The following is a 20,359-nucleotide window of genomic DNA, read 5'->3' as shown; positions in this document are numbered from 1 at the left end:
GAGGCGGACGGCACCACCATGGACGCAGCAGCCATCGAGGCGGGACGCAACCGCTGGCAGGCCCGGTTCGACGCGGCCCGCAAGCGCGACGCCGACTTCAGTACGCTCTCCGGCGACCCGGTCGACCCGGTCTACGGCCCGCGCCCGGGCGACAGCTACCAGGGCTTCGAGCGGATCGGCTGGCCTGGCGAGTACCCCTTCACCCGGGGCCTCCATCCGACCGGCTACCGCGGCCGGACCTGGACCATCCGCCAGTTCGCCGGTTTCGGCAACGCCGAGCAGACCAATGAGCGCTACAAGATGATCCTGGCCGCGGGCGGCGGCGGCCTCTCGGTCGCCTTCGACATGCCGACCCTGATGGGCCGCGACTCCGACGACCCCCGCTCGCTCGGCGAGGTCGGTCACTGCGGGGTGGCCATCGACTCCGCCGCCGACATGGAGGTCCTCTTCAAGGACATCCCGCTCGGCGACGTCACCACCTCGATGACGATCAGCGGCCCGGCCGTCCCCGTCTTCTGCATGTACCTGGTCGCCGCCGAGCGGCAGGGTGTGGACCCCGGCATCCTCAACGGCACACTGCAGACCGACATCTTCAAGGAGTACATCGCGCAGAAGGAGTGGCTCTTCCAGCCCGAGCCCCATCTGCGCCTGATCGGCGACCTGATGGAGCACTGCGCCTCCGGCATCCCGGCCTACAAGCCCCTCTCCGTCTCCGGCTACCACATCCGCGAGGCGGGGGCGACGGCCGCGCAGGAGCTGGCCTACACCCTCGCCGACGGCTTCGGCTATGTCGAACTCGGCCTCTCCCGCGGCCTGGACGTCGATGTCTTCGCCCCCGGCCTGTCCTTCTTCTTCGACGCCCATGTGGACTTCTTCGAGGAGATCGCCAAGTTCCGTGCGGCGCGCCGCATTTGGGCCCGCTGGATGAAGGAGGTCTACGGCGCCCGGACGGACAAGGCCCAGTGGCTGCGCTTCCACACCCAGACCGCCGGGGTCTCGCTCACCGCCCAGCAGCCGTACAACAATGTGGTGCGCACCGCCGTGGAGGCCCTCGCCGCGGTGCTGGGCGGCACCAACTCCCTGCACACCAACGCCCTCGACGAGACCCTCGCGCTGCCCAGCGAGCAGGCCGCCGAGATCGCCCTGCGCACCCAGCAGGTGCTGATGGAGGAGACCGGCGTCGCCAATGTCGCCGATCCGCTGGGCGGTTCGTGGTTCGTCGAGCAGCTCACCGACCGCATCGAGGCCGACGCGGAGAAGATCTTCGAGCAGATCAAGGAACGCGGCCTGCGCGCCCACCCGGACGGTGTCCACCCCATAGGCCCCATCACCTCCGGCATTCTGCGCGGCATCGAGGACGGCTGGTTCACCGGCGAGATCGCCGAGAGCGCCTTCCGCTACCAGCAGTCCCTGGAGAAGGGCGACAAGCGGGTGGTCGGCGTCAACTGCCACGAGGGCTCGGTGACGGGCGACTTGGAGATCCTGCGGGTGAGCCACGAGGTGGAGCGCGAGCAGGTCAGGGCGCTCGGCGCGCGCAAGGCCGGGCGCGACGACGCGAGGGTGCGCACTTCGCTGGACGCCATGCTGGCCGCCGCCCGCGACGGCTCCAACATGATCGAGCCGATGCTGGACGCGGTGCGCGCGGAGGCCACCCTGGGCGAGATCTGCGATGTGCTCCGCGCGGAGTGGGGTACGTACACGGAGCCCGCGGGGTTCTGAGCAAAGGCGTACACGTCATAAGCCGGGCGCCGGGGGCACCCCCCCGGCGTCGGCTCCCCCCGACCCCAGCCCGCCCACCAGCAGTGCCGTGAATCCCCGCGCCCACTCCGTGTCCACCGGCTCCGCGCTGACCAGCGTCCGGTGCACCACCGCGCCCGCGATCACGTCGAAGATCAGGTCCGCGGTGCGGGCGGCCAGCGCGGGGTCGGGCTCGTAGGGCAGCTCTCCGCGCTCCTGGGCCCGGGAGCGGCCCAGCAGCACCAGCGTCTTCTGCCGGTCCACGATGGCCGAGCGGATGCGATCCCGCAGGGCGTCGTCCCGGGTGGACTCGGCAACCACCGCCATCAGGGCGGTCTTTGTCTCCGGACGGTCCAGCAGTGCGGCGAACTGCAGCACCACGCCCTCGATGTCGGCCTGCAGGCTGCCCCGGTCCGGCAGTTCCAGATGCTCGTCGAAGAGATCCGCCACCGCGTCCACGACGAGTTCGCTCTTGCCCGCCCAGCGCCGGTAGAGGGTGGTCTTGGCGACCCCGGCCCGGGCCGCCACATCGCCCAGCGTCAGCTTCCCCCAGCCGAGTTCGACCAGCGCGGCGCGCGTCGCGTCGAGGATCGCACGGTCGGCCTCGGCGCTGCGGGGCCGGCCGGTGCGGCCATGGGCTCGGTTCATGCGGCGACCTTACCGCCGAGTAGCCCAGCCCCCGGAGTATGAGCCAGATCACGGGAAATCCCCGCCGTGAGCCAGGGGGTTCCAGTTACGCTACGAGTCGTAGCGTAAGAGCGAGCGACAACCACGGACGCCAGGTGGGGACCCGGCGTCAGGACGAGCCACCGCTACTTTTCTGTTCACCGCGCGGAGGGGGGAGGATAGACCCATGCAGCCACGGAACATGTCCATGAGTGGAGTGGTCGACCTCGCCGCGGTGAAGGCGGCCGGGGAAGCCAAGCAGAAGGCGGAGCAGGCGCGGGCCGAAGCGGTGCGCCAGGGGGTGCAGCCCACCGCGGGCCGGCTCGTCTATGACGTCGACGAGGCCGGCTTCGAGCAGGAGGTTCTGCAGCGCTCCGCCGAGGTGCCGGTCGTCATCGACTTCTGGGCCGACTGGTGCGAGCCCTGCAAGCAGCTCAGCCCGCTGCTGGAGCGGCTGGCCGACGAGTACGCCGGCCGCTTTGTGCTGGCCAAGATCGACGTCGAAGCCAACCAGCTGCTCTTCCAGCAGTTCGGTGTGCAGTCCATCCCCGCGGTGTTCGCGGTGGTGGCCGGGCAGGCACTGCCGCTGTTCCAAGGGGCCGCGCCCGAGCAGCAGATCCGGCAGGTGCTGGACCAGCTGATCCAGGTGGCGGAGAAGCAGTTCGGCATTGTGGGCGCTCCCGCCGAGGCGGGCGCCGCCGAGCAGCCGCCGCCGGCGCAGCCCGCGAGCCCGTATGACGTTGCGCTGAGCGCGGCGCATGAGGCACTGGACAACGGCGACCTGGGCGGCGCGGTGCGGGCCTACCGGAACGTCCTGTCCGACGACCCGGGCAATGCGGAGGCCAGGCTGGGCCTCGCCCAGGCCGAACTCCTGCAGCGCGTCCAGGGGATGGACCCACAGCAGGTCCGCAAGGCGGCGGCCGATGCGCCGGGCGATGTGCGGGCGCAGATCGACGCGGCCGATCTCGACCTGGTCGGCGGGCATGTGGAGGACGCCTTCGGGCGGTTGCTGGATGCCGTGCGGCGGACGGCCGGTGAGGATCGCGACGCGGCCCGGCTGCGGCTGCTGGAGCTGTTCGAGGTCATCGGTCCGGACGATCCGCGAGTGACGGCCGCCCGTACGGCGCTGTCGCGCGCGCTGTTCTGACGGCCGGTGGGGGATCTGGTCTCACGCCCGTAACAAACGAAACAGCGGCTGCCCTTTATCAAATCTTAATAAATGCGGCAGTTGCTACGGCAGGTAACGAAAACCCGGGTGTTTGCCCGGGTTTTTCGTATGCCTTCCGCTCTGTCCGGACACGCTCCGCAAGCACCGGGTGCCCGGGTGATGCATACCGGACGCTCTTCGGTTATCGGTGCGTTACTCGCTAGTAATGAACCTCTTGTGCCTTGCTCCGGAATGGACCACGATCGGCGCAGCCCGGTCCATCACCGTCAGCCCGCCCTCACCGGTCGGCGCGCGGGAGTTGGGTCCCCACCGGGTGGGCCGGCGGCCTGTGCCGGTCCAGGGAGCAGGGGGGTCTCCGTCGTCAAGGGCGGTGCCTGGTCCCGAGGTTGCGTAAAAGGCGTGGCCAAGTGGTTGTCGCTCGGGGGTGATCGCCGGTGTGCGGGCGCGGTGTTGTGCATGACGCTGCCGCATGCGACGACGGCGCTCTTCTTCCCGAGGACGTAGCACGTCTCCCACCCGAGGCAAGGGCTCCCACGGCCCGCACCTGGGGTGTACGTCCGAGAAGGAGGCAAGTATGAAGTCCCAGGCTCGCGGTGGGACCAGATGGAAGCGGTTCGCCGTTGTCATGGTGCCCAGCGTCGCCGCTTCGGGTGTGGTCGTCATGGCCATCGCCCAGGGCGCGCTGGCGGCGTCGTTCAGTGTGTCGGGCCAGCAGTTCGAGGTCGCGGCGGACCACATCAAGGGCACCGGCTTCACCCAGTACGGTGCGGCCGATCCCAAGGGGAAGAACCCCAACCCGGTGGCTGTGGTCGGTCTCCACGAGGCGAAGATCAGGAACCTCTGCCAGGCGGTGACGATCCCCACGCCCTTCGGCAATGTGGGGCTCAAGCTGACCGCCGGTAACGGCGGGACCGACGTCGAGGCGACCACGCTTTTCATCGACGCGACCGACATGAACGTCAAGACCGCCGTGTTCAACAACATCGACATCGGTGTCTCTTCGGATCACATCACCAAGGGCCCCGGCAAGCACCCGGGTGACAATGTTGTGCCCGATTCGTTCACCCAGCAGGCCGATTCGGTGGAGTTCAGCAAGGTCAAGCAGACGGCGTGGGCGACCTCGGCGGGAACGTTCACTCTGCCCGACCTGAAGATGGGCGTCAGTTTGGGTGCCCAGAAGTGCGAAGTGAAGTGACGCAGTGAACGGACGGGTACGGAAGCGGAGTTGCTGCTTCCGTACCCGGCCATGCCGCTTCCCCGTAGGCCGGGGCGGCGGCATCGAGCCCATCGGCTCGGGTACCACCGATTCGCCAGTCCCGAGGAGCTGTACACCATGAGCGCCGACACGCGACCACGGCCGATCGACACCTTTGGCAGCGCACGCCGTTCGTTCCGGGACTGGCGGGGGCGGCGCCCGTTCTGGGGCGGGTTGTGGACCCTGCTCTCGGGCGTACCGATCATGTACATCCCCTACCAGACCATGAAGATCGGCGACTTGAGCATCCGGCTGTCCACCACGGCGGGCGCCGGTTCACTGATCATCGGGGTACTGCTGGTCGTGCTGGGGCTGACCATGTGGTTCCAGCGGCAGTCCAGGGTCTTCGCCGGTATCGCGGCCATTCTGCTGGCCGTGGTCTCGCTGGTGGTCTCGAACTTCGGCGGCTTCCTGCTCGGCTTCATCCCGGCACTCCTGGGCGGAGCGCTCGCCATCTCCTGGATGCCGGGCAAGCCGCTCGCCGCGGCGGCACCCGACGGCGGCGACGCGGACCCCCGGCCCCCGGGCGGGGGCGGCGATCCGGGCTCGGGCCCGGGCCTGGTGAACCTCGTGAAGGAGACGAACGGGAGCCATCGTGCCGACTGATGACGCACACGAGGACGACCGGCCGAGAACCGGCCCGCGCCATGCCGCGCCCAGAAAGCCACTGTTGACCCGGCTGCACCTGCCGGCCGGAAAGGCCGTCGCCCTGGTGGCGATGCCCAGCGCCGTGCTGATGGGCCTGGGTTTCACCCCCCAGCTGGCCCAGGCCAAGCCGACCGCGCCGCCGAACCCTTTCGGCGATGCGCTGTGTGCCACGGCCCCCGACAAGTCGCCCACGGCGACGCCGAGTTCCACCCCGAGTACCAGTGCGGACGCGAGCCCCAGCGCGAGCGAGAAGAAGCCTCCGAAGGCGAGCCCCTCCCCGGCCGGTGACGAGAGTGACGAGGGCAAGGGCGACAAGCCCGCTCCCGCCCCTTCGCCGACCAGGAGCCACCAGCGCGACGACGACGCCTCCAAGCCGGTTCCGGCGCCCTCGCACATCCCGGGCGCCACTCCCTCCGGCACCCCGACGGCCTCGCCCTCCGCCACCCCGTCGCCATCCACCTCGGCGACGAAGTCCCCTTCGCCGTCCGCGACTCCGTCCCCTTCGGGCGGGAAGACGGCCGAGCCGAGCGCCACCCCGCACCCGCCCACGCCCAAGCCCACCGGGAAGGAGAAGGCGGACCGGACCGGCAAGACCCAGGAGCCGACGGCCTCGCCTTCACAGAAGGCCGAACCCAGCGCCTCGCCCTCCGAGTCCGCTTCCCCCTCTGCCTCCCCTTCGGCTTCGGCGACCCCGTCCCCGAGCGCGTCCGCCTCCAAGACCCCGCCGCCGTGCCCCAAGCCCGACCCCAAGGGCGACCGGGGGCAGGCGGTCTTCGCGGACAACCCCTGGTTTCTGGAGTCCTCCAGGCTCACCCTGCACGGTGCGACCTTCGAGGGCGTAAAGAAGATCACGACCGGCGGCGGCAAGGAAAAGACCGTCCTGAAGTTCACCGCCTCCGGCCTGGACATCAAGAACATGCACGCGCTGGTCAACGACCGGGGCCACGTCCTCCACCAGACCGGCTTCGGCGCCACTTCCACCATCACCAACGGCAAAGTCACCATGTACACCGAGGAGATGAAGGGCAAGCTGCTCGGCATTCTCCCGGTGGACTGGACGCCGTCCAAGCCGCCCCCGATGATCCCGGGCCTGCCCATGCCCATCCCCGTCTGGATCGACGACGTCAAGGTCCGCCAGGCCGGGCAGACGGGCGGCACGCTCACCAACCCGAACCTTGTCCTCAGCATCACCAACGGCACCTACCCCTAGATCTCCGGGAGCCGCCGGAAACGACCGTGGCCGCCCACTCCGCAACGGGGTTGGCGGCCACGGCCGTTGGCTTGGGAGGGTGTCGACTGGCGTTGCCCTCTGCGAAACCTTCGCTTTACCCTCCCGGACACCATGTCACACCCTGGCCGCACATGGTGAAGATCACCGGGCGTAAATGCCCCTCGATGCCCCTTTGTCCTCGCTCCGTCCTTTGCGAATGGATGGACTCCCCATCGCTCCATCCATAGGCTTCCTTTGCTTTTTCTGGATGGTAAGGATGGTGAAGCGATTGAAGCGCCGAAGATCGTACAGGGGTGGGTTAGTTACAGCTGTCGGCTCTCTTGTGGTGGCACTGGCCGTCGAAATGGCGCAACCAGCGACAACGGCCGCGAGAGCCGACAGCAGACCTGAACCCAGGACGACAACCGCTCAACAACATGCCTCGGATGTAGCCAGGGCTTCGGGACAACGTGTCGAGGTGGTCGAGGAGCGTACCGAGGTCGAGGAGGTATTCGCCAATCCCGACGGTACGTTCACGGCCGAGCAAACCGCCCAGCCGCAACGAGTCCGGCAGGCGGACGGCTCCTGGCAGGCAGCGGATGCCACACTGGTCGAGCGCGCGGACGGAAGCATCGGTCCGCGTTCCTCCGTGGTGCGACTGGCTTTCTCCGGTGGGGGATCGGATCAGCCGCTGGTGAGAATCGCCAAGGGAGACAAGGCTTTTGCGCTCAACTGGCCGGGAAAACTCCCGAAGCCCAGACTCAACGGCCCGACGGCCGAGTACCCCGACGTTCTTCCCGACGTCGACCTGCGCGTCAACGCGTCCGTCACCGGCTATTCCTACGCGCTAGTGATCAAGAACGCCAGTGCTGCCAAGAACCCCGCTCTCAAGCGCATCGAGTTAAAGGCGGACACCAGCGGTCTTCACCTTGCGACGAACACCTCCGGCGGCCTCCGGGCACTGGACGATGCAGGGGCCGAGGTCTTCTCCGGACCGGCCGCACAAATGTGGGATTCCTCCGGTAAGGCCGAACCCGGAGCAGGCGGCGGGGATTCGGTTGATTCACCCTCACCCGGGGACAAGATCGCCCGGATCGCAACGTCTGTCGAAAACGGCGTTGTTGCCGTCACTCCCGATGAATCCCTGCTCAACGGCGCCGGCATCACATACCCGGTGTACATCGACCCGCCTACCGATGACATGACCCAGGTCGAGTGGCTCTACGTGAGCAGCAGCAGTCCGGACACCACCTATCTCAAGGACGAGCGGAGTGGCCGGGGCGTCGGGCGCTGCTCCTATGCAGACACCAGCGAGGGCTGGGCCGTGTGCAGTAGTTCTCCCTACACCGACCGGATGTACTTCAAGTTCAATACGAGCGGGTGGAAGAAGCGCAAGATACGGAAGGCGACCTTCTCGGCCCAGGAAACCTTCGCCTTCTCCTGCACACCGACTTGGGTGGATCTGGCACTGGTCGACGAAACGAAGATAGGCAAGAGCACCACCTGGAACAACAAGCCAGTTGACGGCGATCTGATGGTGGATCGCAAGGTGGCCTACGGGCGAGGTGACCGATGCCCGGCCGCCCGGGTCGAGTTCTATGACAACCCGGACGAGAAGAACGAGAATCTCACTCCCACCGTCAAGAAGTACGCGGCCTCCGGAAAACCCATCGCCTTCTCGCTGACGGCGAAGGACGAGAGCGATCCATACTCCTGGAAGCGCTTCCGGGGCAGCGATGCCAAGCTGTCCGTCACCTACAACACCCCGCCGGAGAAGCCCACCGACGGACGCACCAGCAACCCGGCCACGTCCTGCGAGCGAGGCGGCGACCGCCCCTGGATCCGCACCGATACGCCGACCATGGTGGTGAGAGGCACAGACGACGACCATCAGAACCTCAAGGCCACCTTCCGGGTGTGGAACGCGATCCCGGAGAAGCCCATGGTCTACGAGGGCGTGGACGGCTATCACGCGCAGGGCGACTTCAAGGAGACCATCCCGCACGGGAAGCTCAAGCACGGCCAGGCCTACAAGTGGCACGCGGGCACAACCGATGGGATCGACGACAGTACCGAATGGTCCGACTACTGCGAATTCGGCGTGGACACAGAGGCACCGAACACCGCCCCAGCCGTCTCCTCCGCCGATTTCCCCGTCGAACAGGAAGGCAAGGCGGCGGGCCAGGCAGGTTCCTTCACCTTCCGCGCCAATGGCGCGAAGGATTCCGTCTACGGCAATGACATCGCCTACTACGAGTGGGCGATAGGTGACGACGAGCCGGACCGCCGGGCAGTCCCGGCGCAGGTTGGCGGAGACGCCACCGTGAAGATCACGCCGACCACCTTCGGCCCCAATGTGCTGTATGCGCGGAGCGTGGATCGGGCGGGGAATCGCGGTCCGCTCACCCAGTACATCTTCAAGCCGGTGCGCCCTTGCCCGGATGACCTCACCGATGCCTGCTCGGCGGCCACCTATCACCTCGACTGGGTCGCATCGGGGACGAGTCCGGACAGCAGCGGCAAGGATCACGTGCTCAAGGTCTCGGGCGCCGACGTGGTGGCCGGACGCAAGACGGGGAGCGATCCATCGGACAAGGCCCTGCGGTTCAACGGGACCGGTGACTACGCATCCGCGACTTCGCCGGTCGACACCCGGCAGGCGTTCACGGTCAGTGCCTGGGTTCGTCCCACGACCCTCGACCGAAACCTGATGGTGCTGAGTCAGTCGGGTGAGCACTCCTATGGCTACGCCCTTTACTACTCGTCCACGTTCAAGCGTTGGGTGTTCGGCAGGCTTGGCGTCGACAAGACGCACACATCGACCGACGACTTGGCGCGGGCGATGTCCAGGACCGACCAAGCACCACGCTCGGGTGAATGGACCCACCTGACCGGCGCCTATGACCCGCTGGCCAAGAAGATCCGCCTGTATGTCAATGGCGTTCTCGCGGGCGAAGCCTCTTGCAACGGCAACTGGAACGCCGCCAAGGGCCTGGAAGTGGGGCGGGCACGCTGGGACGACCGCATGGACACCGACTTGTTCGCGGGCGATATCGATGACGTCCGCGTTCATGCCGGTCTATTGACCAACGACGACGTCGCCCATATTGCCGGTCGCTGATCACACCACGACTCACCCAATCCCTTGCCGTCGCGTGCCGGAGTAATCGTCTCCGGCGCGCGGTCCGGCCTGTCCGATCAACCATCCCTTGAAAGGAATCAGCCGTGAGAAACGGCCTGTTCCGCATACCCGGCAGAAATCAACTACGGAGACGGCGCATACGGCGACGACGCGTTTCCCTGTCCGCCGTAACGGCCGCCGCCCTGGCCGCAGCGCTCCTACAAGGCGCACCGGCGGCCCGGGCTGACGATCAGTCACGCGATGAGCGGCGACCCGAGACCCAGAGCACCCCGTCCATTCCGGTCGAGGACGTTGGTTTGAAGCCCGGGCCGGAGGACGAGACGGCCAAGGCCGCCAATGTCCCCCTGCCCAATGTCCAGTGGCCCGAACCAGCTGCTGCCGAGGCCGAGTTGCCTGGTTCGCGGTCGGCACGTACGACAATGTCCAAGTCCGGATCCAAGGCCGACGCGGCGAGAATGCGGGTCGGCTCGCTGCCGATACGCATCGGCGCATCTTCCTCCGCACAGCTGGATCGCTCCGCCAGAGCATTCGGAGCGGCAGTGGACAAGCCGGGCGCCACACCCGACAAGGTACGGGTCGAGGTCCTCGATCGGAAATACGCCCGCAAGGCCGGAGTCGACGGAATCCTGCTGAAGGTGACCCGGGCGGACGGTGGCAAGGCCGCGGCACCGGTAAACCTCGAAGTGGATTATTCCAGGTTCGCCCGAGCCTATGGCGGGGACTGGGCTTCGCGCCTGGTGCTGTCCACCGTGCCGGGCTGTGCCATCGACGGCCCGGCAAAGGAGTGCCAGGACCGCAAACCCCTCCGGACACGTAACAACATTCGTGGCAGCAAGCTGACCGCGGATGTTGCCGCTCAGCCCACGACACCCGGCAAGCGAAATGCTGTCGCTGCCGCCGACGGGCAATTACTGGCGGTGAGTGCCGGAGCGTCTGGAGCCGCCGGAAGCTATGGGGCCACTTCCCTTTCCCCATCGGGAAGTTGGCAGATGGCAGGGAACACCGGGAGCTTCTCCTGGCAGTATCCGCTGCGAGTGCCGCCCGCCGTCGCCGGTCCATCACCCAAGCTGGCGATCAGTTATAACTCCGGCTCCATAGACGGCCGGGTCGGATCGACCAACAATCAGCCCTCCTGGATCGGAGAGGGATTCGACCTCTCGGTGGGGTACATCGAGCGCTCCTATCAGTCGTGCAAGGAGGACGGGCACGACACGGAGGGCGAGGAGAAGTACGACCTGTGCTGGCACTCCGACAACGCCACCATGAACTTCGGTGGCCGAAACGGTGAGCTGGTCAAGAAGTCGGACGGGACCTGGCGGCTCAAGGCCGACGACGGCACCCGGATCGAGCGTAAAACCGGTGGCTCCAACGATGACAACAACGGTGAGTACTGGGTCGTCACCACCACCGATGGCACGCGCTATTTCTTCGGCAAGGGCAAGCGGGCCGCGGAGGACAAGGAGAACACCAAGTCCGCCTGGACCACTCCGGTCTACGGTGACGACAAGGACGAGCCCTGTCACGCCGACTCCTTCAAAGACTCCCGCTGCCAGCAGGCATGGCGCTGGAACCTCGACTACGTCGTGGATGTGCACGGCAATTCCATGACGTACTTCTGGGACACGGAAAAGAACCGGTACGGCGCCGACCGCGACGACACCTCCGTCTCCTACGACCGCGGCGGGTACCTCAAGCGCATCGAGTACGGCACGCGCGAGGGAGCGGAACGGTCCGGCAAGGCACCGTCCCAGGTGGTCTTCAACGTGGCCGAGCGGTGCACTGGTTCGGCCGCCGACTGTGAGCCCGGCGATCTGAAGGAGGAGACGGCCAAGCGCTGGCCGGACGTCCCCTATGACCAGATCTGCACCGACGACAAGCACTGCAAAGACCAGTGGGCACCCACCTTCTTCACCCGCAAGCGTCTGTCCTCCATCACCACCCAGGTCCTCAAGGGCAACGGCTACCAGGACGTGGACGAGTGGCAGCTCGACCACTACTACCCCGTACCAGGTGACGGCCTCACTGGCGGCCTCTGGCTGAAGTCCATCGCGCACAACGGCAAGGCGCAGGGCTCGACGCTGTCCCTGCCCAAGACCATCTTCTACGGCACCCAGCTCACCGGGCGCGTGGACAAGTCGTTCGACGACCGCCCGGCCATGGTCAAGTGGCGGATCAGGGCCATCCAGTCGGAGTCCGGCGGCACTGTCTCGGTGAACTACAAGGCGCCCGAGTGCACTCCATCCAACCTGCCCGACCCCACGGCCAACACCAAGCTCTGCTTCCCGTCCTTCTGGTCCAAGTCCGGCTCCATCGGTGAGAAGGAGGACTGGTTCCACAAATACGTCGTGGACAACGTGGTCGAGGACGGCCGACTGGCCAACGGCACCAACAAGGTGACGCGCTATGACTACCTCGGCGGCGCGGCCTGGCACTACGACGAGAGCGAGATCGTCAAGGCCGAGAACAAGACCTGGAGCCAGTGGCGCGGCTTCCAGAAGATCCGCACGATCACTGGTGACACCGGCACCAAACAACTCCGCACCGAAACCACCTATCTGCGGGGCATGGACGATGACCGCAAGGGCAAGGACGGCGGCAAGAAGGCCGTCTCGGTCAAGGCCGGTGACGGCACCGAGGTCAAGGACCTGGACCGGACCCAGGGCTTCGTCCTCGAACAGCGGCAGTTCAACGGCTCGTTCGACGACTCCGCCGAGGTGAGTGGCAAGGTCAGCACCCCCTGGGTCTCCGAACCGACCGCTGTCGAAGGCGAGGACAAGGCCACGCTTACCGGCATCGCCCGGACCGTCACCCGCACTGCGCTGGACAAGGGTGTGCGCCGTACCGGCATCGAGCACACCTATGACGCCTACGGCATGCTCGCGTCCTCCCACGACCTGGGCGACATGGGCGCCGACGGCAAGAACGACGGCGATGACGCCAAGGACGACACCTGCACGGTCTATGAGTACGCCCGGAACACCGACGGTAATCTGCTGACCCTGGTCAAGCGCACCGCGACGTTCTCCAAGGCGTGCGGTCGGGACACCGGCCCGTCCGACGCGATATCCGAAGTCCGTACCACCTACGACCACGGCTCTTACGGCTCGGCACCCAGCAAGGGCGATGTCACCCGGACCGAGGAGCTCAAGGGCTTCGACGGTGACACCCCGCAGTTCATCACCGTCACCGAGAGCGACTACGACGCGCACGGCCGGGTGACCGCCACGACCGACGCCGGTAAGCGCACCACCACCACCGAGTACGTCCCCATCACCGGCGGACCCGTCACCGGCATGACCGTGACCGATCCGCTCAAGCGCAGGATCACCTCCACAGTCGACCCGGCCTGGGGCCTGGTGACCAGTAGCACCGACGCCAACAAGCTGCGTACGGACATGGCGTACGACAGCCTCGGCCGACGGCTCAAGGTCTGGATGCCCGGGCGGAACAAGGGCTCGGATCTTCCCAGTTCCGAATACATCTACCTCATCCGCAACGACGGCCCGAACGCCGTCACCACCAGATCACTCATCCCCAACGGCGACATAAAGGTCAGCCACCAGCTCTACGACGGCCTGCTCCGCCAAGTACAGAGCCAGGCTCCGAGCCCCAACGGCGGCCGGATCATCTCCGACACGGTCTACGACGCGCGGGGTCTGTCGGTGAAGTCGGTGGGTCCGTACTTCAACTCCTCGTCGCCCGGCACCTCCGTGGTCGATCCCTCCGCCTCGGCGGACGGCGCCCCGACGGAGACCGAGAACGTCATGGACGCCGCGGGCCGGACGACCGACTCGATCCTCCGAGTCAAGGGCAAGGAGAAATGGCGCACCACCACCGCGTACCACGGTGACCACACCGACGTCACACCTCCGGCCGGGGAAACACCGCGCACCACATACACCAACGCCCAGGGCCTGTCCACCAGGCTCCTGGAGTACAAGGGCACCACGCCCACCGGTGAAGCGGACACCACCTCGTATACCTATGACCGCACCGGGCAGTTGACCTCCGTCGAGAGCCCGAGCGGTGACCGCTGGACCTATGAGTACGACGTACGCGGTCGGCAGACGGTGGCGGGCGACCCCGACAAGGGGCGCACTGAACTCCGGTACAACGACCTGGACGAGGTCGTCTCCTCCACCGACGCCCGAAACAAGACCCTCACTTACCGCTATGACGTGCTCGGCCGGCCGACTGGCGTGTACGAGGGCAGCGCTCAGCTGAGCGGCTGGACCTACGACACTGCTCCCAACGGCATTGGACGGCCCGCCACTTCCACCCGCTATGTCAAGGACTCGCGAGCGGCGGAGCCCCAGGCGTACACCACGGCCGTCGACGCCTACGACACCGCGGGCCGCCCGACCAAGAGCACGGTCAAGATCCCCAAGGTGGAGGGCAAGCTTGCCGGGGACTACTCCACCACCACCGCCTACAACCCCGATGGCTCCATCGACTCCGTCGCACTCCCGGCCGGAGGCGGCCTGCCCGCCGAGACGCTTCGTATCGGCTACGACCTGGTTGGCCTGCCCCTGTACACCATGGGGCTGAACGACTACGCCCGGGATACCAAGTACTCCAATTACGGCGAGCCGCTCCAGCTTCAACTGGGACTCTCCAGCGGCAGCAAGTACACCTGGCAGACCTACTTCTACGAAGAGGGCACCCGGCGCCTACAACGCTCCCGCCTGGACCGCGAGACCGTGAAGGATGCCGACTCCGACGTCTCCTACACCTACGACCCGGCGGGCAACACCACCAAGATCGCTGACACACCGGCCAACCGCTCGGCCGATGTGCAGTGCTTCCGCTACGACTACCTGCGCCGACTAACGGACTCCTGGGCGCAGAACGCGACGGACTGCGCCACGGACCCGTCCAAGGCGGCACTCGGCGGCCCGGCACCCTACCGCCAGTCCTTCGAGTACGACGTCGCGGGCAACCGGACCAAAGAGACCAACTACGCCACCAGCCCGGGCGGCACCCAAACCACCCGGGTCTACCACCCACGGGGCAAGGGCAACGCTCCCTCACACGCCATCGAATCCGTCGACGTCACGGAGACAACGGGTGGCAAAACCGTCCAGACCAAGGACACTTACGAATACGACGCGGCAGGCAACACCACCGCGCGCAAGCTGGGCACCGGCCCCAAACAGAATCTGCTCTGGGACGTCGAAGGCCGCCTGAGCCAACTCACCCCGGAAAACAGCCAGGCCACTTCCTTCGTCTACGACGCCGGCGGCAACCGGCTGCTGCGCAGAGACCCGGCGAACAACTCCGTGACCCTCTACCTGGGATCCATGGAACTCACCCTGAACACCAAGGAGTCCGATCCCGCCAAACAGACTGTCACCGGCACGCGTTACTACTCCCACGGCGGCCGGCAAGTGGCGGTCCGCACGCCCCAAGGAGTCAACTGGCTCGGCGGCGGCCAGAACGGCACTGACGAAATCGCCGTGGACGCCAAGACGCAGGCCATCACCCAACGCCGCACCCTGCCTTTCGGAGGTCCACGTGACCCCAAGCAGGTCGCCTGGCCAACCGACAAGGGCTTCCTCGGTGGCACCATCGACGCCTCAACGGGCCTGACCCACTTGGGCGCCCGCGAGTACGACCCGATCGCAGGCCGCTTCCTCTCCGGCGATCCGGTCGTCGATTTCTCCGACCCACAGCAGCTGAACGCCTACGCGTACGGCCGCAACAACCCGCTGGGGTTCCCCGATCCGAGCGGGATGCTCTGGGGAATGGACTTCGACTGGGACTGGGAGGATATCGGGCACGGCGCTCTCGACGGGCTCGGCATGGTGCCGGTCTACGGTGAGATTGCTGACGGAATCAACGGCATCTGGTACTGGGCCGAAGGCGACAACGTCGACGCGAGCCTTTCCTTCGCCGCGATGATTCCGATAGCCGGGTGGAGCGCCACGGCGGCCAAGGGAGCGAAGTACGTCGCAGAGGGCGTCGATGCGGCCAAGGCGGTGGCGAAGGCTGCCGCGAGGGCCGAGGAAGCCGCCCAGGAAGCGGCAAAGGCCGAAGCCAAGGTGGCGGAGGCGCAGGCCAAGGCAGCGAAGGCCGCGGAAGAATCGGCGGCGAGGGACGCCAAGAAGGAGGCCGCCGAAAAGGCTGCCAAGGCCGCGGAGGAGGCCACCCCACCCCCGGCCCCCAAGCCCAAGCCGGAACCCAAGCCGGAAGCTCCGGCCCAGCCGAAGTCCAAGCCCGTCCCGGCAGCGGGGAAGGGCGACCGGACGGCCAGCGGCAAGGCGTCATGCACCGACAACAGCTTTGTCCCCGGCACCGAAGTCGTCCTTGGGGACGGCACCGTCAAGCCGATCGAGGAACTCAAGGTCGGCGACCAGGTCCTGGCCACCGACCCGGAGAAGGGCGTCACAGAAGCCAGGCCGGTGACCGCCACGATCGAAGGCCGCGGCATTAAGCAACTCGTGAAGCTGACGGTCGACACGGACGGCGACAAGGGTTCGGCCACCGACACCATCACGGCGACCGGCAACCACCCCTTCTGGGTCCCCGAGTTGAAGAAGTGGGTGAACGCGGACCAGCTCAAGCCCGGGCAGTGGCTGAGGACTTCGTCCGGTACGTGGGTCCAGGTCGTCAGAGTTCAGACGTGGAGCCAGCGGGCGACTGTCCACAACCTGACCGTTGACGGTACGCACACGTACTATGTGCGGGCGGGGGTCACGCCGGTACTCGTTCACAATTGCGGTAATGCGGCGACTCATGATGTCGGGAGCGTTGTCGATAATCTCGATGACAATGTCTACTTCCATTACACGAGCGAGGGCGGGCACAGTGGGATCTTGGCCGATGATGGCAGTCTCAGAATTGGTGCCAACTCTGCCGGAAAGGTCCACGTGACCCAGGAAATTGGAAACCCGTCAGAGATTGAGCAGAACATCTTCATCGGCAACCCAATGTATGCCGGAAAGGCTGACTATATGTTCGCCTTCCGAATGCCTGAAGGTGTCGAGCTTGGCCCAGGATCTCAGCCAAATGAGCTGATTACGAGAGGCTCGTTGAAGATCCCGGCGGGGAATGTTCTCTTCCATGGAAGGAACCCCTTCTGATGTCAGAACTGATCGAGTTCGACGACTTCGCCCAGGTGGAAATATTGCTCCGTGCTGGCATGGAGCTCAAGTTTGAGCTCTCCGATGACACGGACGTGCTCAATGGGAGTCCGGTCTATGCATCAGCGTTGAATCATCTTCGCGAAGGTTTAATCTCGGGGTTGCGTTCGAGCTCAATGCCAGGGCGAGCGCAGAAACAGGCTGACTGGTATCGACTCTCGCAGCACCAGCAGCGCTGGGGGATCATCGCGCAAAGGGCTGTCTTGCATCCGCGTTGGCGAGAACTATCCGCGGTCGAGCTGCGTCAGTGGGTCGAAACGCTCGCAGCGCCACTCATGGTGGACGATGAAGGGCTGGAAGCTATCAAGACGGCAGTCGAAAAAATACTTGATCCTGACTGACAGGAGCTCTCGCTGGTAATCCAGTCGTGGCCCCGCCGGATTTTCCGGTGGGGCCTCTGGAATGTCTGACGGCAGTGTTGATCCCAAGAGCCAGATATTCTGGGTCGTTGATCTCTGTGTGAGTGAACTGGTGGGGGATGCACGGCAGTTGTCGCCGACGACGCAGGAGGCCCTTCGGATGTGCGCGGTGGCTGTGCTCATCGAGGTGTTCACCGGGTTCCGCCCGCGCCAGCTCCAGCGTCTGATGCGGACTGTCCACTGTGCGGGCGGCCGCGCCCTGGACCCCGTCTGCCGGGCCGTCCGTGGGCGTTGTCGCTGGAGGACCGGGTGCTGCTGGTGGCGATGTACTGCCGTACCAACCTCACCATGCGGCAGCTTGCTCTGCTGTTCGGGATCTCCCCGGCGGCCGTCGGCTGGATCGTCGGCTGGCGTGGACTTCTGCTGGCCCTGACTCCTGGCAAACGCAAGCCTGGATGGCGCCAAGTCCTCGTCATCGACGGCACGTTGGTGCCCACTCGAGACCGGACAGTATCGGCATCCTCGAAGAACTACCGCGACTCGGCGAACCTCCAGGTCCTGGTCAAGGCAGAGCCCCGGGTCGTGCTGGCAGTCGGCCGGCCACAGCCGGGTAACCGGAACGACTGCTCCGCCTTTGTCGAGTCCGGCACCAAGGACGCCTGCGGCGACGCGGTCGTCCTCGCCGATGGCGGCTACCAGGGCACCGGAGTCCTCATGCCCCATCGCCGCCAGGCCGGACAGAGCCAGCTGCCCGACTGGAAAGAGTAGTACAACACCTTCCACCGCCGGGTCCGGGCGAAGTCAAGCGCTGATCCATTTCGGTGCCGCGCCCTCGACCAAGCCGAACGGCGAGGGGTAAGCGGCACACTTCTCATGCCGTGCCGGCCGCCTTGGACGCCCGGCGTGCACGCAGCAGGCGTATCACGGCGTAAACCCGCATGCCCGTGAACAGGAGGACTGCGGCGCCGATCGCGGCAAGGAGCGGCTTCCCGTCCCGGGCGGCGGCGTAGAAGAGGAACCCGCTGAAGGGGAAACCGACAGCGATGAGCAGGGGCTCACGGACCCAGAACGGGAGGAGGCGGATAAGCAGACCGAGCATCCCGCTACCTCATCAGATCCAGACCAGTCGGCGCTACGGCGGATCCCACAATTCCGAACACACCGAGGTCAAAGACGCGCTCAAGCACGGCACGCTGCCACTGCGCGAAGAGGCTCTGTTGCCGCCTCACCGGACGAGTCGGAACCACACGGCCTTGCCCGGGCCGGGGGTGCGGTGGCAGATTCCCCACTCGGCGGAGCAGGCGCTGATGAGCAGTAGCCCGCGCCCGGCCGCGAGTTGGTCGTCGGGTTCGCGTCGGCGGGGCGGGCCGAGGATGGGTACGCCGGGTGCGTCGTCGTGTACGAGCACGCGCAGGGACCCGTCGATCGTCCACTCGGCGTGCAGGTTCACCGGGGCTGAACAGCCGCTGTCCAGGCAAGCATTGATGGCATTGGTCACGGCCTCGGAGGTGAGCAGGACAGCGGTCTCGGTCAGGTCCTGGCGGTTGGCGGCGGCGAGCGCGGTACGGATGGCGTCGCGGGCGGTGCGGACCCAGCAGGGCGCGGGCGGGAAGACGAGCGAGAAGTCGGGGTGGGGGAATGAGCGGGGGCCAGGGGCAGGGAGCGCGGAGGCAGTAGGGCACATGCGTGACTCCTTGGGCTCAGGGAGTGGGTGTGCGTCTTCCCGGCGGGTGCACTTCCGGCTTACGGCGCCGGGGAGGGCGGTGCGGTTCGTCTTCGACAGTAGGAGCATTGGTTTAGCTAGCTCAACCAGAACGCCGAAAATAGCTCCATCGAGTGGACCAACCCTGGGTGTTCCGGGCAGACTTCGGCTGATCCACGGAGGAGTTGATCGATGGGGCTACGGAACAACCCGAGCCAACGACAGCGGCGTCTGGGTGAAGAACTGCGCAAGCTGCGCGAGGCCAACGGCTTGTCAGCGACCGAGGCCGGGGCGCATGCTGGGTTGGGGCGGGCCCACATGAGTCACATTGAGAACGGCAGAACGGGCATCCCCGAAGAGAAGCTCCGCACTCTCGTGCGAGCCTATGGTTGCACTAGCCATCCCTATGTCGAGGCGCTCGTCGGTATGGGCAGGGCCACCGGTCGCGGTTGGTGGTCCGACTACCGGCGCAGCCACAGGGCTCAGGCGCTCGATCTTGCTGAGCTTGAGGCATCGGCTGTCGCCCAACGCCAGTTCCAATGGCTCTTCGTGCCGGGGCTGTTGCAGTGCTCCGACTACATGCATGCTCTCTTCGCGAGTGGTGAGTCCAGCGCGACGCCCGACCGGGTGGACGCATATGTGGAGTTCCGCCTCAAGCGGCAGCAGGTGCTGACTGATGGAAGATCTCGCTATCACGCTGTGATTCATGAGGGCGCACTGCACATGCAGTTCGTGCCCATTGATGTGATGCGACGTCAGATCGATCATCTTGTTGAGATGGCGCGACTGCCGAACGTGACTATTCAACTTCTGCCTTTCCGGGCTAACCTGCCCGCGGCAACCACGTTGGGAACGCCGTTCATCGTCTTCGAGGCGTCAGCTCCCGAGCTGCGCACGGTGTACGTGGAGCACCCCGTGTCATCGGCCTTCCTCACCGAAGAGAGTCATCTGGCCCAGTATTCGGCGGCCTTCGATCAGCTGGCCGCCGTTGCGTTGCCGCCGATCGTTATTGACTTCGAACGAGAGTCCTACACTGGGAGGGACTCGCTCAGCTTCATCCAGCACGTGCTGTACACCCTATGAGGGCAGATGTGGTGTCAGGTCTCACATGGCAGAAATCGAGCTTCAGTAGCAACGTGGGTGACCACGACTGTGTGGAAGCAGCGTTGGCGCAGGAGGCGGTGACCCGCCCGCCACACATTCAGCTCAGAGAGAGCGACCACCCCACAACCGTCCTCACCGCCACGCCCCCCGCGTGGCGCGCACTGCTGAACCGTGCTCGGGATGGCGCCCTCGACCGTCCGTACCGGAAACCACGTAGTTGACGTGC

14 protein-coding genes are annotated in these 20,359 nt (G+C 66.2%); 11 read left to right on the top strand and 3 right to left on the bottom strand.

The window, feature by feature from the left end; translation table 11 throughout:
- Positions 1-18 precede the first annotated feature (18 nt).
- Positions 19-1,719 (top strand): acyl-CoA mutase large subunit family protein, encoded by a 1,701-nt coding sequence (locus ABCR83_RS18945; protein ID WP_462696236.1) that lies wholly within the window; start codon positions 19-21, stop codon positions 1,717-1,719.
- A gap of 15 nt (positions 1,720-1,734) precedes the next feature.
- On the opposite strand, the gene ABCR83_RS18940 is transcribed toward ABCR83_RS18945, so the two are convergent.
- The gene (locus tag ABCR83_RS18940) at positions 1,735-2,385 is read right to left on the bottom strand and encodes a TetR/AcrR family transcriptional regulator (protein ID WP_462696235.1); all 651 of its coding nucleotides are present in this window, start codon (positions 2,383-2,385) and stop codon (positions 1,735-1,737) included.
- 205 nt (positions 2,386-2,590) lie between these two features.
- On the opposite strand from ABCR83_RS18940, the gene ABCR83_RS18935 reads away from it, so the two are divergent.
- The 8 genes from ABCR83_RS18935 (at position 2,591) to ABCR83_RS18900 (ending at position 18,095) form a co-directional block, all read left to right on the top strand.
- Positions 2,591-3,550, top strand: a complete 960-nt coding sequence (locus ABCR83_RS18935; protein ID WP_462696234.1) for a tetratricopeptide repeat protein — start codon at positions 2,591-2,593, stop codon at positions 3,548-3,550.
- Positions 3,551-4,145: 595 nt separating this feature from the next.
- Positions 4,146-4,766 (top strand): DUF6230 family protein, encoded by a 621-nt coding sequence (locus tag ABCR83_RS18930; RefSeq protein ID WP_462696233.1) that lies wholly within the window; start codon positions 4,146-4,148, stop codon positions 4,764-4,766.
- A gap of 138 nt (positions 4,767-4,904) precedes the next feature.
- Complete coding sequence (locus ABCR83_RS18925) at positions 4,905-5,432, top strand: DUF6114 domain-containing protein (RefSeq protein WP_462696232.1); 528 nt, start codon at positions 4,905-4,907, stop codon at positions 5,430-5,432.
- Positions 5,422-6,684, top strand: a complete 1,263-nt coding sequence (locus tag ABCR83_RS18920) for a hypothetical protein (protein ID WP_462696231.1) — start codon at positions 5,422-5,424, stop codon at positions 6,682-6,684. Before ABCR83_RS18925 ends, ABCR83_RS18920 begins: the two co-directional genes overlap by 11 nt.
- A 478-nt stretch (positions 6,685-7,162) precedes the next feature.
- The gene (locus tag ABCR83_RS18915; protein ID WP_462696230.1) at positions 7,163-9,805 is read left to right on the top strand and encodes a LamG-like jellyroll fold domain-containing protein; all 2,643 of its coding nucleotides are present in this window, start codon (positions 7,163-7,165) and stop codon (positions 9,803-9,805) included.
- Between the two features lie 317 nt (positions 9,806-10,122).
- Positions 10,123-16,908, top strand: a complete 6,786-nt coding sequence (locus ABCR83_RS18910; RefSeq protein ID WP_462696229.1) for a polymorphic toxin-type HINT domain-containing protein — start codon at positions 10,123-10,125, stop codon at positions 16,906-16,908.
- Positions 16,908-17,309 carry a hypothetical protein gene (locus ABCR83_RS18905; RefSeq protein WP_462696228.1) on the top strand — a complete coding sequence of 134 codons (402 nt, stop codon included), beginning with the start codon at positions 16,908-16,910 and terminating at the stop codon, positions 17,307-17,309. The genes ABCR83_RS18910 and ABCR83_RS18905 overlap by 1 nt, the downstream gene beginning before the upstream one ends.
- Positions 17,310-17,618: 309 nt before the next feature.
- The gene (locus ABCR83_RS18900; protein ID WP_462696227.1) at positions 17,619-18,095 is read left to right on the top strand and encodes a transposase family protein; all 477 of its coding nucleotides are present in this window, start codon (positions 17,619-17,621) and stop codon (positions 18,093-18,095) included.
- A gap of 103 nt (positions 18,096-18,198) precedes the next feature.
- On the opposite strand, the gene ABCR83_RS18895 is transcribed toward ABCR83_RS18900, so the two are convergent.
- Together ABCR83_RS18895 and ABCR83_RS18890 are read right to left on the bottom strand one after the other, a co-directional pair.
- Positions 18,199-18,426, bottom strand: a complete 228-nt coding sequence (locus ABCR83_RS18895; protein ID WP_462696226.1) for a hypothetical protein — start codon at positions 18,424-18,426, stop codon at positions 18,199-18,201.
- A 126-nt stretch (positions 18,427-18,552) separates the two neighbouring features.
- Positions 18,553-19,011, bottom strand: coding sequence for an ATP-binding protein (locus ABCR83_RS18890; RefSeq protein ID WP_462696225.1), 459 nt, complete (start codon positions 19,009-19,011; stop codon positions 18,553-18,555).
- A gap of 210 nt (positions 19,012-19,221) precedes the next feature.
- On the opposite strand from ABCR83_RS18890, the gene ABCR83_RS18885 reads away from it, so the two are divergent.
- Both ABCR83_RS18885 and ABCR83_RS18880 read left to right on the top strand, forming a co-directional pair.
- Positions 19,222-20,112: a helix-turn-helix domain-containing protein gene (locus ABCR83_RS18885; protein ID WP_462696224.1), complete on the top strand. Its 891-nt coding sequence runs from the start codon at positions 19,222-19,224 to the stop codon at positions 20,110-20,112.
- The gene (locus ABCR83_RS18880; protein WP_462696223.1) at positions 20,109-20,354 is read left to right on the top strand and encodes a DUF397 domain-containing protein; all 246 of its coding nucleotides are present in this window, start codon (positions 20,109-20,111) and stop codon (positions 20,352-20,354) included. The genes ABCR83_RS18885 and ABCR83_RS18880 overlap by 4 nt, the downstream gene beginning before the upstream one ends.
- Positions 20,355-20,359 lie beyond the last annotated feature (5 nt).

The organism is Streptomyces xingningensis (assembly GCF_054957865.1).
The sequence above is the reverse complement of the archived record's forward strand: the minus strand, read 5'-3'. Positions and strand labels throughout refer to the sequence as shown.

Coding starts and splice junctions, on each gene's coding strand:
- ABCR83_RS18925 (WP_462696232.1), top strand. CDS start 4,905: ATGAGCGCCGACACGCGACCACGGCCGATCGACACCTTTGGCAGCGCA.
- ABCR83_RS18935 (WP_462696234.1), top strand. CDS start 2,591: ATGCAGCCACGGAACATGTCCATGAGTGGAGTGGTCGACCTCGCCGCG.
- ABCR83_RS18905 (WP_462696228.1), top strand. CDS start 16,908: ATGTCAGAACTGATCGAGTTCGACGACTTCGCCCAGGTGGAAATATTG.
- ABCR83_RS18895 (WP_462696226.1), bottom strand. CDS start 18,426: ATGCTCGGTCTGCTTATCCGCCTCCTCCCGTTCTGGGTCCGTGAGCCC.
- ABCR83_RS18880 (WP_462696223.1), top strand. CDS start 20,109: ATGAGGGCAGATGTGGTGTCAGGTCTCACATGGCAGAAATCGAGCTTC.
- ABCR83_RS18890 (WP_462696225.1), bottom strand. CDS start 19,011: ATGTGCCCTACTGCCTCCGCGCTCCCTGCCCCTGGCCCCCGCTCATTC.
- ABCR83_RS18885 (WP_462696224.1), top strand. CDS start 19,222: ATGGGGCTACGGAACAACCCGAGCCAACGACAGCGGCGTCTGGGTGAA.
- ABCR83_RS18930 (WP_462696233.1), top strand. CDS start 4,146: ATGAAGTCCCAGGCTCGCGGTGGGACCAGATGGAAGCGGTTCGCCGTT.
- ABCR83_RS18940 (WP_462696235.1), bottom strand. CDS start 2,385: ATGAACCGAGCCCATGGCCGCACCGGCCGGCCCCGCAGCGCCGAGGCC.
- ABCR83_RS18945 (WP_462696236.1), top strand. CDS start 19: ATGGACGCAGCAGCCATCGAGGCGGGACGCAACCGCTGGCAGGCCCGG.